This window comes from Paraburkholderia sp. HC6.4b (assembly GCF_014200875.1).
GTDB classification, from domain to species: domain Bacteria; phylum Pseudomonadota; class Gammaproteobacteria; order Burkholderiales; family Burkholderiaceae; genus Paraburkholderia; species Paraburkholderia tuberum.
In genome coordinates this window covers 1-12,644 of sequence record NZ_JACHDC010000044.1, presented here as the reverse complement: position 1 = coordinate 12,644, position 12,644 = coordinate 1, and the positions used below count along the sequence as shown (strand labels likewise).

The window sequence follows — 12,644 nt, the reverse complement described above, 5'->3', positions numbered from 1 at the left end:
GAATACCTCGGATGGACGCGAACCGAGTTCACGTATCGTTTCGCGCCCGCCACGTTCGACCATAACAACAGGAAGCGCTGCTACGACAATCTTCGCTCGCTCGAAGTGCGAAAGCAGCATTCGTCAGAATTGCTCGCGTGGATGGAACCTGTGCTGAGAATCAGCGCCGCTGTGTTGCAGACCGACGACCTGACCCAACTCACGCATGATGCGATGTCATCGTTGCGTGCCCGGTATGTCGGCCCGCCGATGGATGCGCTTACGGCGGTGGTGAACCGGTGCTGTGATGGCGTCAAGCCGACGCCTGATGAATACCGGGCCGCTATGGAACAGGCGGATAAAGCCGGCAACCGCGAAGAGGTGATGCAGTTGCTGGAGAAAATCGCAACAGAACGGCGCAAGTGGCATCGTGGTGGATCGCCCCTGAGGCCCAATCGCTGGAATCAGGCGTAACCGCAAAAGGCCCGCTCGCCGGGCCTTTCATATCTGTGACGGCTCTATTGACGTCTACGCGTCATGGTTCGGATCGTCGCCAGACGCTCGAATGAAACGGCCTGCAAAGTCCTGAGCCATTGAATCGACCCGCCCTGGAGTGAAAAGGCCCCGCCGAAGCGGGACCCTGTTCGTGTGCTTACGGGTTGGTAGGCGTGGTAGGTGGCCAAAGCCTTGGATCGTCGCACATCCATTCGCAGCTACCCTTGCAAATCGGACTTAATTCGATTTCGATTTGATTAACACGAGTGCTACCATCGGGAAGTTTTTGCGCAAACACATCGGTCAGAGTTTTAGGCTCTACATATATGTCTGCACTCGGGATTCCAAGTTTCCTCAGATATCCTTTCACCACCTCGCCACGGCGATCCTGCAAGATATCCAGATCGCGCTCGCCGATATATGCGCCAGCGATTACAATTGCCTGAATCCTCACGTCCGGCCATTTCTGCGCCTCTTTCACAGCATTTTCGATTGACAGCCGGTTATCCTTCGAGAGCGCAATGGTGTTGAACGGCAATTGCAGTTCAACGTGCTCCACGAAGCGACATCCAGTGCTGGATGGCCTATGCTTCGCCACGGCGTCGATTGATTGTTCTGCGAAAACTGGTCCGCAAAGCCCAGCGCATAAGCTAAGCACAGCGACAAGTGTGCGGTAGCGAAAGCTCATTTCTTTTCCCCGACGTCTTTATCGAAAGTTGCTATATATCCGGTTATGCTATCCGCGTTTCGAATCGCCTCTTCTCGATGATTTTCCGCCCATATTCGCGCCCCGGATTCCGTATCGACATAGATCTCGTCTCGCGAATTAAACGTATCCGTGAAGTGCGTACATTCGTGGATTATTGTTTTTATTTTGCACGGTTTCCACAATTGGCCAAATGGACTGCTGCAAAACGCGGAATAGATGGCAATAACCCGCTTTTCCGAATCTGGCTTACAGACCGCGGCGTGATTCCTACCCGAATCCGGCTTGGGTACACACGACAGCATCCTATTCGTTTCACTGTCATATCGTACGATCTTTTCTGGCACTAGCTGCTGCATGGCCGCGAGCAATCGCGGCAGTCCATCGCTGAGTACCTTTTTTGTAGCGTCGTCTGCGCGGGCAAAGAAAGTTGTCACGCGCGCCTGCTCCTTCTCGTCCCAACGCGCCAGACCCTCGATGCGTCGCTTGACCAACTCCACACCAATATCGCGGGCACGCATGACCTCCTTTCGGAATTCCTTGTTGCTCATGTTTGGACAGATAGGCGTCGTATTGATTACGACATTGGATATTGACCCAGGAGTTGTATTGGTCATGGCTGTGCCGATCTCGGTCCATTCTTCATTCTCATCTGTCTCGAGATATTGGCTATTTTTGTTCAGAAATTCATTTGTCATCTGTTCTCCCGTGATAAAAGACTTGCCTGCTGTCCACCGCTATGACCCGGCAACTTCGATAGAAACCTGTTTTGCGTTATCTGTCGAAACACGCTGGGTACGCCCCTGAGAATCGGTGACACCTTTCGCGATGACCCTCGAACCGACGCGTATCCGGTAACGCACCCCCGTCTGTCGCTTGCCGGTGGAGTCTCTTAGCTCGAACTGCTCATTGAACCGCTTGGGGGCACGCTCGCGACAATCGCACGCCCATGCATAACCGAGGGCTTCAGCCATGTCGTAACCGTTTGAATACGACTTCAGCCTATCGAACGGAAACCATTCGCCGGTTTCGGCGTTGAGCGCCATTGCGGATGGCATTCGCGGGAAGTTTGAGTAGATTGAATAGGTGATACGGCAAAGCTGGCACTCTTCCTTGCCCCCGGTCCCTTCCTGTATCTGTTGTTCCATTAGACCTCTTCTGATTTTCCAGAAAGCACTCAATGCACTAACCATTAGCGTACTTTCCTGCCACAGCCGCTGCCGGACCGGCTCCAGCATCGCAATACGACAGCTCACCTGACGATCACCAGCTATATCGGTAGCCCCCATTGCCACTTACACCGTGAGCAGTCTGTCCGCCGAGACTATGGTTGTAGTCCATGGCGGCATAGAATTCGCCCCGCTTGCCGAATGTCGCGGTGACCCCCAAACCAAACTCCATCCAGGTGCGGGCGAAGTTCACGTTGAACGGAGTCTCGCCTACAGTGGTTTGTCCCGGAGCGAGAAAATCATGCAGCACGTTGGCGGTGAGATACGGTCTCGCCTTACTCGTGCCGCTCTCGTTCACCATGTCTTCCGTGATGATCCGAAACCCGAGCCGGCCGCGCAGCGCGTTCGTCACTGTTGAGGAAATCGCGGAGACGTTATCGCTGAACGCACCGAGATGCATGTATTGATACATCAGTTGCGCCTGCGGTTCGAATGCCACCGGCAGGCTGGCGATCTGGAACGGCCTGCCGACTTCCTCAGAGACCGAGAGCGAAAAGCCGTTCTGGCCAGGCGCATTGCCGCCGTTGTCGTTGTACCGGTTGTGAAAGTGAGCAACCTGTACAACGCTGTCGGAATAGGCCCCATTCGTCAGATAGCGGGTGAAGTAACCACCGAGCGCCTGAACCTGCGTCTCTGCGGAGCCCGTCGCGGTATCCAGATCCGCCCTGCCGCGCGACTCGTCAGAGAAGTTCATCGATGCGTTGCCGAAGGTGGCCGTGATACCTGCATGCATGCTGCCGCCCGTTGAGGGGGGGCTCAGTGTCCAGTCCTTGCCGAACTGCGCGAATACACTGCGTGTATCGGCCGAAAAGCGGCTCAGTGCGTCCGTGTCTGCACTCCATGCATGCACACGTCCCCACACGCCGTTGGCATTCTCACCAGACGGCCGCACCGCGTCCGGTACGTCGCCAACCCGCTGGTCGAGGCGGCCAAGCATCGCAAAGCCGTAATTCACGTCAAGCTGCGGTGTCATGACGTACCCTACCGCTCCCGGACGGTATGCCACGGGTGCACCGGAGGACGACGGCCCCTCCATAACCGGTGCAGCCGGGTCTGATTCCTCATCCTGCGACCGCGGCGGGCTTTCAAGCGTCGAGCGGAGATACCAGTCGCCGCTAGATGCATCCACACCCACGCCGCCCTTGTACAGGGTGTACTCGTAGGCCCCCGCCTGGACCTGCCCGACCTGGCTGAACTGGCCATTCGATGCGCCGTCAACCTGGACGAGCTTGATGCCGTCACCCGTGGTCTGCGCGCCCAAGCCGCCAGTGTTGGTCACCTGCACGCCGGTACTGCCGGAAGTCGAACCCGAGACATGCAACAGGTCCGTCAGTGACGACGAATCGCCCAGCTCCGTATTCATCGCCAGCAGGCCACCATTACCGACGTAGTCGCCCGTCACATTCAAGGTTGTTCCAGCCGTCTCGCCAAACCGGATCGTGCCGCCATTAGCCAGTCCGGCAACCGTCTGGCCATAGCTGTTCAGGTCCAGTACCGCGCCGGCACTGACTTTAAAGCCCGATGCGGGACTGAAAACGTCCGCCGCCCCCGCCCGCAAGATGCCTGCGCTGACGTTGGTTGCGCCCAGGTAGCTGCCAGTGCCCGTGAGGGTCAGGGTGCCGCTGCCTGCCTTGGTCAGCGAACCCGGGCCGCTCATGGGGGCATCGAACTGCGCGTCAAAGCCGTTCGTGTCGAACGTGCCGCCACCGGTAGCCAGTACCGCACTGCCGGCATTGATCTGCGCGGGCGACAGGAACCGGACGGTCCCGGTGTCCAGGGCGAGGGAAGTCAGGTTCGACGGGCCGGTCACGTTCCACACCGATCCGTTCTGAAGGGTGGCACTGAGCGTCGAGGTCGGATCGGCATTCGTGGTACCGGTCAGGGTTGAGGCATCTGCGACAACATTCAAAACACCGCGATCCACGGCTTCAAGGGCGTTCGTTCCAGCCGTCACGGTCGAGCCGGTCAGCGTGGCATCCAACGTCGCATTGCTCACGAGCAATCCGTCACGCTGCGTCGAAGTCAGCGTGCTATTGGTGATGTTCGCGATGGCCGGGGCGGTTGTGTCGAAATAGGTCGCATCGAGCGCATCCGAGCCTGCGCCGCTTGCCGACAGTGTGCCGTTCGAGAACGCCAGGCTAGCGCCGCCGGCGAGATAGGCGGCCGGTGCATTCAAGCCACTTGTACTGACTTCCAGTCCGTTCGCCGTAATGGTCGGGGCATTCGTGCCGGGATCGCCGGACGTTGCGGGCATACCCGCTACCAGCATGCCCGCAGCCTGATCCCCCGCTGTTCTGATGGAGCCGCCCTGGATGCTGGTCTGTGCGCCGAAGATCGATTCGGCACCGAAACTACCTGCGCCTGTCGTGCTGACGACGACATCGGTCGCGTTCAGCGTCGCATTGTCCGATGCAAGCAGACCAGCCGAACTGTCGCCCAGCGTCGTCACCGAACTGTTCGATATCAGCGTCGTATTGGAGGTTGAGCCGTTTCCAATGACGCCCCGCGAACCAATCTGCACACCAGGAGAATTGTTACCGGTCGTGACAATCGAGACATCATCCAGGGTCATCAGGCCGCCCGCCTGATTGAAGGCGCCCGCGCTTGCCGCTCCCGAGGTCACAACCACGGTGCCACTTGCCGACAGGTTGGCACCCGATCCGATGTTGTAAAGCCCATAGGCATCCTGTCCGCTCGTCGTCACGCTTCCGCCCTGAACCGTCACGGTGCTGTCGCCATTGGCCTGAATGCCGGAAGCCCAGTCGCCCTGTGTCTGGACCGAGGTGTTGTCAAGCGACAGGACTGCATTGCTTCCGAAAGCCATGGCGCCGTTCGCCTGGGAACCGGTCGTCTTGATAAAACTGTTAGTCAGCGAAACGTTCCCACCATTCAATGCATAGATGCCGTTTGCAGAATTGCCGCTCGTCAGCACCGTAACCTGTGATCCGTTCACGACGCTGCCGCTCATCGCAAGCAATGCATGCTGCGAGGACCCTGTTGTCGCGTAGGTCCCGGAAGCAGTTTGTGTTGAACCATTCTGAACCCAGAGCGACTGCGCACTGGCAAGCGGGGAAATCAGCAGCGCCACGGCGATCGCCGCGCCGCGTCGGGGAAAAGGCGCTCTCGCCAGATGCATCGCATGCCTAAGCGACTGGCGCACTGCGGGGTAGTCTTTATTGCTCATTTTCTTGTTTGTCTCAATTCATGATCTGGAAAATGGAATCCAGAATCAGGTCAAACTGCGACCTTCTTTGGTTGTCCCGGAAGGAGAAAATCACCGCGCGAGGGAGCGGCGCGGAATCGTCGTGCCGCCCTGACCGGATTGTTCACTTTTTGCTTGGCCGCGCGATCAGACAATTCCTGAAATGGCCCTCCTGAACCTGACCCTGGCTATGCGAAATGCAGAGGTAAATCACTGCCGGACTATTTATAGGATTCCTGTTTTTTTGGGATAGAAAAAAGACCGTTTGGGCGAACAGTATTCAGAGGTTGAACAGGGAGTAACTACGAGGCGACTCTGCTCACAAAGGCCGCATCTGCGCTCGCAGCCGCAGCTTTCCCGTCAACGCCTTGCGTAGCGTCAGCGAGAAGCGCTACCGCGTCCGCCGGTGTCAGTTGGCGGTTGGGAAGCCCCTTGGCGTCGAGTGCCAGCACCGTGAACAGTTCCTGATCGCAGCGGTTGGTCGCGTGGTAGTTCTCGCCGATCTGGATCATCAGCTCCAGCAGGTTGCGGTGTTCGTGTCTTTCCTCGACAGTCACAGCAGGACTCCTGAACATCGAGGTCGCAAGTGTAATCAGATGTCGGAGTTGCTGCCCCTGCCGGTCGCAAAGATGGAAGGCGGCAAGCGCGAGACGTTCATACTGGAGAGCGTCTACAGGGGGACGGGTGGGAGATTGCTGCTTTCTGGTGGGTTTGGTCATGCGCGGTCCTGATTATCATAAAGGATCGCCCGGACACATAGGGAGGTGGTGAGCGGGCACGATGACGAGGTTGGCAGACCGGCGCTAAACCAGACCGGCAGGCCCGAAGGCCTCCCCGCCACGGCCCGCCCATTGAAATGGACGTGCAGAGACAGACGCACGACCTGCCTGGGCAGGCGTGCGGGTTTAGCAATCAGGCTGCCAAGCCTGGCCGTCGCTGTTTCGACGGCATTCCGATTATAAACGGATACCTCAGCATTGACGATTATTGGGATTGTGCGCCGTCGCGAAGGCTCGAAGGGACTTTCACCGTCCCTGTATGACCTTCAATGCCGCTCACGGTGTTTGCGTTGCCTTCGATGTAAATCACGGTGCAGGCCGTCAGCATCGGGACCGCGAGAACGATCAGGGTCATTGCAACGCGTAGCATGATGGAGTTCTCCTGCGCGACAGGTAGGCGTCTACCGTCCGCGCTGTGGTCCTTATCAACTGTACTCACACATGATCAGCAGCCCGTCGCTGCCATTGCCAGCGTTGTACGAACCTGTCAGGCCGGTTCCACCCCCGCCGCCCGCTCCCCGACCCGAAGCGTCATGAACCGGGGTCGCCCCTGATGGACCATATAGGCCGCCCATCCCGCCAATGCCGTACATCGACTTTCCGCCTGGCGTGTAGTTCGATATCGTCGTGCTGACAACCGGCAGGGAACCCTCACCGCGGACGTTCAGGTCTCCGTTGACGCCGGTCCCACCGGGCGCACCCAGGAGGCCGGCATTTGTCGCCGAACCGGTGCCACCTGCACCACCGGTTGCGTAGGCAACGGGTGATAGCGGGTCGCCCAGATAGGTATTCGCGCCCTGGCTACGCAAGGTACCCGAGGCCGGTACGATGCCGCCCGCGCCGATAATTATTGGAAGCTCGTCGGGCAGACTGGCAGCCAAGCGGCGCAGCCACCCATAGCCGCCCGCGCCGCCCCCTGTCGCCGTACCCGCGTTGGACGTCCGGCTCGCGATGCCGCCTGATCCGCCACCGGCCTGAATCGCGGTCTCCACAACGGCCGGATCATGATCCGACTTGCGCCACGGCGGATTCGCAATCGAGTGCGTACCCGTCCCCGCGTCGGTCATCGATATGGCCGCGCCGCCCTGATCAGTGCCGATCTGGAACGTGCTCTGGTCGGCGGACACCTGAACCACGAAATAGGTCGCGCCCTGCGCAATGCTGCCCGGTAACGAGTCCGTACTGCTGAACGTCACCGGCGATCCGGTGAGAGGCGAATGGAGCGAGCATGTGATGACCGGCGAGCCGGCCGAGAACGTGACGCTTTGCTCCACAACCGAATAGACAGTGACCGCAAGCAGAGTCGAGCCGCGTGTCGGCTGCGGAATTTCCGGTCTGTTGAGGATCGCGGCGACACCGGATTCTGCGTTCCAGTCGGCGTTGACCTGCGCAGCAGGAATCGCAGGCCGGTTGAGGATCGCGGCGATTCCACTGTCTGCGTTCCAGTCCGCATTGACCTGTGCGGCGGGAATGACAGGCTGGTCTGTCAGGTCGTGATAGCTGCCGCTCAGTGCAACTGCGGCGAGACTTTCAGTAACGGTGCTGACGGTCTTTGCGAACGATTCAACCAGAACATCGGCAAGCTGATTGACCTGCGTGAAGTCCGGAGTTCCACCAAGCGCGATGATGGCGTTGCGCAGTTCCTCGGTAATCGCGTGATACCACCATTCGCCGGGGACGGTCCCGGTAATACCCGCCGCCGGATTGCCATTGGCCGGAAAGCCCCCTGTATTTTCTGCGGGTGTTTCGGGCGCATTCTCGACCGCGTTGGCCTGCCAGTAGCGATCCATGTCATTCCCCGTCACCCGGTACAAAGTCGGCGATATCGCCAAAGTCCCCCGCGAGGCACGCCTCGAAAATGTCGCGACCGTGCTCGTGCGGATCGTCCGGCATGGCGATGAATGGCATGAAGTTGTCGAAACGCTCGAAGTGGACCTCGCAACGAATGCCGGTGTGTTCCGCGTCGGCCCATGCGGGATTCCTGGCAGCAACAATGTCCATCACGCGATCCTCGTCCATACGCACCAATAGTCGCCTGCAGCGGCCGCATTGCCGCTGCTAAGCCACGTTCCGGGGCGCCCCGGCAGCGCTGCGACCGTACCTTCCGGCGCGGACTGGCTGCTATCGCCTGCACGAACAATGAACGCTACCCACCCGATTCCATTTCCGCTGAGCGGTTGCAGGTTGGCCGGTGTCCATGCGCCGCCCACCTGGCCCCGCAGATCGTTCACCGCGTTGTTCACGTTGTTGATGTTGTTTTGCAGGTTGCTGACGTTGCCCTGCCGCTCAGCCTCGAAGACCACGTTGCCCTCGTCGGTCTGGTCAACCGTGACACCCAGCCCGCTCCCGTTGGTTCGCCATCCGATATGCACCTTGTTTGCCCCCTGGCTCACGCCGCCGCCTTGCTCCACGGGCGTGAATCCGAGCGGTGCAGGCGTCCCGATCACGTCTTCATATCTGATTAGCAACGGCGAGATGCGCGAGCGCCGCAAGCAGCGCCTGCGCGAGTCGATCGACCTTCGTACAGTCGGGCGATGCGCCGAGCGCGACGATGGCATTCGCGAGTGAATCCGGCGAGCCTATCCAGTGCATCAAAAAAATCGTTTTCCGCCGTGCTCAAGGCGGCGCGCATCGAAGCATTCCGCTGGCATGATCTGCGCCATACGTTTGCATCGTGGCTCGCACAAAGTGGCGTTGACCTCTATATCGTGCGCGATCTGCTCGGCCATGCGTCGCTCGAAATGACGATGCGTTACGCGCACCTCGCGCCGAACAACAAGTTACGCGCCGTCGCCGCGCTGCAACTCGGCGGGCCGCAGATGACCCAGATTACGCAGGTTGCGAGCGTGCCACGGCTTGCTGCGTAGGCGCTTCGACATGGCTGAAGTAACGCGTGCGCGCCGTCCAACGTAGGCGTTACTGCGTCTGTGCCAAATTTTCCTGGTCGCGCTCGCACCAAGGTTGAATGCTGATAAATTCATTGGTTCGCTAACAATCAATTTTTATGCCACATGAATAATCCATTCGCCCATATGCAAAACGATACGGTCTACGTTCAGTCTTCCGACGGGGAGCGGTTTGGGCCATATAAGACGGCGGTCGGTTCGAAGAACTCGACCCATGTTGCGAGTATTTACGACACGTCCTTCCAGGGCCGCGAAGGCTGGACATTGATTCGGATGTTGCCAGGCTTAGGCGAGGAAACATACTTGATTCTGGAGTCCAACTTCTCGCACGGACTGGCCGCTATCGGACCTCACTGGTCGCTTAAGCTGCGAAAGGATGCGTCGCTCCTGCACAAGTCTCAACCGAAGGCCGCACCGAACATCACAATCAACAATTCACAGGGCATCCAGATTGGCGATCATAACGTCCAGCACATTGCGGGCAGCCTTCAGGGCCTTGTACAGATGATCGAACAATCGTCGGCGGCACATGAAGAAAAGGAAGCGGCCAAAGGGCTCCTCGTGAAGTTGCTGGAAAGCCCGGTCGTTGCCAGTGTTCTCGGCGGTGTTACGACCGGGGTCATGGCATACCTGAAGAACCCTAACTGAGCTAAGGCCGGTGGCACAGGCTCCCAACTGTCGAAAGGCCCGCGCGAAGCGGGCTTTCTTTTGGGCCGTACAATGTCCCCACAAGTTACCGGGTTACTTATGAATTGGTTAACACCGCTTGCATCGCTACTTGGTGCCGTCGTTGGTGCCAGCGTTGGCGCGTCGCTAACACACTTTTTGATCGCGAGGCGTGAAGCGGCAAAAATCACACGTGATCTGAAATATCTTGCTCTTCGGATCGCCTTTCTACTAGAACACTTCACCGTAGCGTGTGCCAGTAGCTTGCTGGATGCAAAGAATTACGATGGTTCGAACGGCGCAATAGGAACGAAGCTGGAAAACTTGCCGGAACTCGCGGCCTTTCCCCTGGACGGCGACTACTCTGTGTTCGAAAGACCGCTACTCACCCAGGTTTTGTCGTTTCGCCTCAAAGTTGAATCCGCGAATCACTCCATTGCCTTCGAACAGAACCTAAGCGGCGAACGTGAGGCACACGGCGCTTGCCAGGCTGTTTGTTTGCGAATGGGTTTAGAAGCAAGCAAGCTAGCTGACGCGGTGAGAAATGCCTACCATCTCGCACCGTTCGAACTCGAAACTACTCTCTGGGACTACAAAGCATATTTGAAGCGCCAACGCGGGCTAAAGAGAACAATAGACCTCGCGAACAGCGCTACAGATGCCTAACGCATTGAAGCCTTGCGCCACAAGTAAAAGCCCGCGCGATGCAGGCTTTTTTTCGTGCGTGGCATGGCTAGCCGTTCGCCTGCGCCGCTCGCGCGCCTTTCTGCTCCAAGGCTATCCGCCGTTCCCATACGCGGGCACTGGCGGCTGTTATCACGATCTTGCGCCCGACGCGGATTTCGGCGGGTGTTCGCCCCTGGCGTTTCAACTCGAAGTAATGCGAACGGCTCAGGGCGTAGCGCTTGCAAAATTCGTCTATCGTTAGTGGTGGCGCGTCCTTCGGCGGCGTTTTCTTCGGCGGCGGCTTCACGGCGGGCGGGAAAACATCGGCACGCGCGGCGGCGTTCATGGTGGCCCCCGCGCATCTTCAATAGCCGCTACCGATCGCGAGCGGCGCCGAGGCATCGGTATCGAGGCATTCGGCGCAGTGCGTCGCCTCGATAACCACAACGCCGCCGCTCACGCCAGCCATGCAAGGCGTTTGCCCGCACGCTTCGCAATTCTTCCCCCAGTCGGGCCGCCACTCGATTACCTCTTCGCCGTCTTCGTCAGGCGAAGGCGGAACCCCCATGCGCAGTGTTTCGCGCAACTTTGCATTCCTCGAAGACATCGCAGATTCTCCAGCGCAGCGGCCGGACTCGCGCGCGAGGCGCGGCCCTGTATCGCTTCGCAACATGGTGACTACTCGCCGGCCTCGCTTTCGTCGGCTGCCTCGCTCGCGTCAAGCGTGGCCGGTACTTCGTGTTTGAGTAGCGCGGCGAGTTTCGCCGTTACCGCTTCCGTACGCGGATGCAACTGGGCCCGCGCATCGAATGCAACCGTGCCGCCTTCGCGCGGGGGCATCGCGATGCTTGCCGAACGTGACGCCATCGAACGCCAGATCGTCACGCGGCTTTGCGCCCGTGTGCAGGTTAAGGCGCATCGCGTGCCACGTTTGCGACCATCGCAACACGCCCAGATGTGGATGCCGTACACGCGTAAGCGGTGGGCTATTTCGCGCATCTCGATCCGTGCCCGATGCTGCTACAACCGAAGGAAGACGCGGCGGAACAGTTTTCCAAAGAGCGTATCGCCCCGATGGTGCGCGCCACGCCTGTACTACGGGACCTGATCGGCACTCGCCGCATGCGCAACAGCGAGGAAACGCTTCTCTTCAAGTCGTTTCCGGGCGGGTTCCTTGCGCTGGCCGGTGCCGGTTCGCCTGATAACCTCGCGCGCCGCCCCGTGCGTGTCGTGCTCTCGGATGAAATCGACAAATACCCGCTGACGCGCGATGGCGAGCCGATCGCGCTGGCTGAAGAGCGCACCGCGACTTTCAGCAACTGGTTAAGCATTCGCGCGTGTTCGCCAACTATCTAAGAGCAAAGCCGCATCGCGAGCGCGTACAGTGAATCGGATCAACGGCGCGCGTCGGTGGTGTGCCCGCATTGCGGACATAGGCAGTTTCTTTCGTTCTTCGATCACGTCAAATGGTCCCGCGATCCGGCCGACGAATCGCGCCACCTGCCGAAGACCGCGCGCCGATTTACTGCGAGGCATGCGGGGCTGCGTGGAGTGAAGCGCAGCGCCTGCGTGCGCTCGCTACCGTGCGCTGGCATCAGACCGCGCCTTACGTATGTTGCGGCTTGGCGCGCGAACCGCTCGAAGACTACAAGCGCGCATGGCGCGCTCGATGCGAACGCCGACCCCGCCGCGGCGATTTCGGCTGTGTGGGACTGGTGGGCGTCGGACCTGTACGCGGTCTATCGCGCACGGTGCCCGCAGTGTGGCGCGTGGGCGGTAGAGAACAGGCACGCAGGGTATACGGCCTCGAAACTCTACAGCCCGTGGGCGAAAGACCGGCCCGCCGAAATCGCCGCGAAATGGCTACGCGCGCGCGTAGACGAAACGCTTAAACAGGTGTGGTGGAACACCCAGGCCGGGCCGGCGCGCGTCAAGCAAGTTGTCGCCTCACTCATGCAGCCAGAGGCTGTTTATTTGCGCTGATCGACGCCATCTCGACGACTGAGTCGCGTTCGG

Annotated in this window: 17 protein-coding genes and 1 pseudogene; 5 read left to right on the top strand and 13 right to left on the bottom strand. The window is 59.4% G+C overall.

Annotated elements, in window-relative coordinates:
* Positions 1–150 precede the first annotated feature (150 nt).
* The gene (locus HDG34_RS38220; RefSeq protein ID WP_184069083.1) at positions 151–453 is read left to right on the top strand and encodes a hypothetical protein; all 303 of its coding nucleotides are present in this window, start codon (positions 151–153) and stop codon (positions 451–453) included.
* Positions 454–631: 178 nt separating this feature from the next.
* Here HDG34_RS38220 and HDG34_RS38215 read toward each other — a convergent pair whose 3' ends face one another.
* The 10 genes from HDG34_RS38215 to HDG34_RS38170 form a co-directional block, all read right to left on the bottom strand.
* Complete coding sequence (locus tag HDG34_RS38215) at positions 632–1,033, bottom strand: hypothetical protein (protein WP_311734943.1); 402 nt, start codon at positions 1,031–1,033, stop codon at positions 632–634.
* A gap of 125 nt (positions 1,034–1,158) precedes the next feature.
* Entirely contained in the window at positions 1,159–1,878 is a 720-nt protein-coding gene (locus tag HDG34_RS38210) for a M35 family metallo-endopeptidase (protein WP_184069081.1), read from the bottom strand.
* 39 nt (positions 1,879–1,917) lie between these two features.
* On the bottom strand, positions 1,918–2,328 hold the full coding sequence (locus tag HDG34_RS38205) for a hypothetical protein (RefSeq protein WP_184069079.1): 411 nt from the start codon (positions 2,326–2,328) through the stop codon (positions 1,918–1,920).
* Positions 2,329–2,443: 115 nt separating this feature from the next.
* The gene (locus HDG34_RS38200; RefSeq protein WP_184069077.1) at positions 2,444–5,593 is read right to left on the bottom strand and encodes an autotransporter outer membrane beta-barrel domain-containing protein; all 3,150 of its coding nucleotides are present in this window, start codon (positions 5,591–5,593) and stop codon (positions 2,444–2,446) included.
* 320 nt (positions 5,594–5,913) lie between these two features.
* Positions 5,914–6,330 (bottom strand): hypothetical protein, encoded by a 417-nt coding sequence (locus HDG34_RS38195; protein ID WP_184069075.1) that lies wholly within the window; start codon positions 6,328–6,330, stop codon positions 5,914–5,916.
* 265 nt (positions 6,331–6,595) lie between these two features.
* Positions 6,596–6,760, bottom strand: a complete 165-nt coding sequence (locus HDG34_RS38190; protein ID WP_184069073.1) for a hypothetical protein — start codon at positions 6,758–6,760, stop codon at positions 6,596–6,598.
* Between the two features lie 55 nt (positions 6,761–6,815).
* Positions 6,816–8,180: a hypothetical protein gene (locus HDG34_RS38185; protein ID WP_184069071.1), complete on the bottom strand. Its 1,365-nt coding sequence runs from the start codon at positions 8,178–8,180 to the stop codon at positions 6,816–6,818.
* 1 nt (position 8,181) lies between these two features.
* Positions 8,182–8,409, bottom strand: a complete 228-nt coding sequence (locus HDG34_RS38180) for a hypothetical protein (RefSeq protein WP_184069069.1) — start codon at positions 8,407–8,409, stop codon at positions 8,182–8,184.
* On the bottom strand, positions 8,391–8,801 hold the full coding sequence (locus HDG34_RS38175; RefSeq protein ID WP_184069067.1) for a hypothetical protein: 411 nt from the start codon (positions 8,799–8,801) through the stop codon (positions 8,391–8,393). The genes HDG34_RS38180 and HDG34_RS38175 overlap by 19 nt, the downstream gene beginning before the upstream one ends.
* 40 nt (positions 8,802–8,841) lie before the next feature.
* Positions 8,842–8,982 (bottom strand): hypothetical protein, encoded by a 141-nt coding sequence (locus tag HDG34_RS38170; RefSeq protein WP_184069087.1) that lies wholly within the window; start codon positions 8,980–8,982, stop codon positions 8,842–8,844.
* A 20-nt stretch (positions 8,983–9,002) separates the two neighbouring features.
* Between HDG34_RS38170 and HDG34_RS38165 the strand changes: the two genes are divergently transcribed.
* The 3 genes from HDG34_RS38165 (at position 9,003) to HDG34_RS38155 (ending at position 10,628) form a co-directional block, all read left to right on the top strand.
* Complete coding sequence (locus HDG34_RS38165) at positions 9,003–9,257, top strand: tyrosine-type recombinase/integrase (protein WP_311734944.1); 255 nt, start codon at positions 9,003–9,005, stop codon at positions 9,255–9,257.
* A gap of 144 nt (positions 9,258–9,401) precedes the next feature.
* Positions 9,402–9,944: an RIP homotypic interaction motif-containing protein gene (locus HDG34_RS38160; protein ID WP_184069062.1), complete on the top strand. Its 543-nt coding sequence runs from the start codon at positions 9,402–9,404 to the stop codon at positions 9,942–9,944.
* A gap of 99 nt (positions 9,945–10,043) precedes the next feature.
* Positions 10,044–10,628, top strand: coding sequence for a hypothetical protein (locus HDG34_RS38155; protein WP_184069059.1), 585 nt, complete (start codon positions 10,044–10,046; stop codon positions 10,626–10,628).
* Between the two features lie 67 nt (positions 10,629–10,695).
* Here HDG34_RS38155 and HDG34_RS38150 read toward each other — a convergent pair whose 3' ends face one another.
* The 3 genes from HDG34_RS38150 to HDG34_RS38140 form a co-directional block, all read right to left on the bottom strand.
* The gene (locus tag HDG34_RS38150) at positions 10,696–10,974 is read right to left on the bottom strand and encodes a hypothetical protein (RefSeq protein WP_184069056.1); all 279 of its coding nucleotides are present in this window, start codon (positions 10,972–10,974) and stop codon (positions 10,696–10,698) included.
* 18 nt (positions 10,975–10,992) lie between these two features.
* Positions 10,993–11,235 (bottom strand): hypothetical protein, encoded by a 243-nt coding sequence (locus HDG34_RS38145; protein WP_184069053.1) that lies wholly within the window; start codon positions 11,233–11,235, stop codon positions 10,993–10,995.
* Between the two features lie 71 nt (positions 11,236–11,306).
* Positions 11,307–11,495, bottom strand: a complete 189-nt coding sequence (locus HDG34_RS38140; protein ID WP_184069049.1) for a hypothetical protein — start codon at positions 11,493–11,495, stop codon at positions 11,307–11,309.
* A gap of 114 nt (positions 11,496–11,609) precedes the next feature.
* Here HDG34_RS38140 and HDG34_RS39720 point away from each other — a divergent pair.
* Positions 11,610–12,611: pseudogene (locus HDG34_RS39720) on the top strand (phage terminase large subunit family protein).
* The last annotated feature ends 33 nt before the right edge of the window (positions 12,612–12,644 follow it).

Coding starts and splice junctions, on each gene's coding strand:
- HDG34_RS38210 (WP_184069081.1), bottom strand. CDS start 1,878: ATGACAAATGAATTTCTGAACAAAAATAGCCAATATCTCGAGACAGAT.
- HDG34_RS38205 (WP_184069079.1), bottom strand. CDS start 2,328: ATGGAACAACAGATACAGGAAGGGACCGGGGGCAAGGAAGAGTGCCAG.
- HDG34_RS38200 (WP_184069077.1), bottom strand. CDS start 5,593: ATGAGCAATAAAGACTACCCCGCAGTGCGCCAGTCGCTTAGGCATGCG.
- HDG34_RS38195 (WP_184069075.1), bottom strand. CDS start 6,330: ATGACCAAACCCACCAGAAAGCAGCAATCTCCCACCCGTCCCCCTGTA.
- HDG34_RS38190 (WP_184069073.1), bottom strand. CDS start 6,760: ATGCTACGCGTTGCAATGACCCTGATCGTTCTCGCGGTCCCGATGCTG.
- HDG34_RS38185 (WP_184069071.1), bottom strand. CDS start 8,180: ATGGATCGCTACTGGCAGGCCAACGCGGTCGAGAATGCGCCCGAAACA.
- HDG34_RS38180 (WP_184069069.1), bottom strand. CDS start 8,409: ATGGACGAGGATCGCGTGATGGACATTGTTGCTGCCAGGAATCCCGCA.
- HDG34_RS38170 (WP_184069087.1), bottom strand. CDS start 8,982: ATGCACTGGATAGGCTCGCCGGATTCACTCGCGAATGCCATCGTCGCG.
- HDG34_RS38160 (WP_184069062.1), top strand. CDS start 9,402: ATGAATAATCCATTCGCCCATATGCAAAACGATACGGTCTACGTTCAG.
- HDG34_RS38155 (WP_184069059.1), top strand. CDS start 10,044: ATGAATTGGTTAACACCGCTTGCATCGCTACTTGGTGCCGTCGTTGGT.
- HDG34_RS38150 (WP_184069056.1), bottom strand. CDS start 10,974: ATGAACGCCGCCGCGCGTGCCGATGTTTTCCCGCCCGCCGTGAAGCCG.
- HDG34_RS38145 (WP_184069053.1), bottom strand. CDS start 11,235: ATGTCTTCGAGGAATGCAAAGTTGCGCGAAACACTGCGCATGGGGGTT.
- HDG34_RS38140 (WP_184069049.1), bottom strand. CDS start 11,495: ATGGCGTCACGTTCGGCAAGCATCGCGATGCCCCCGCGCGAAGGCGGC.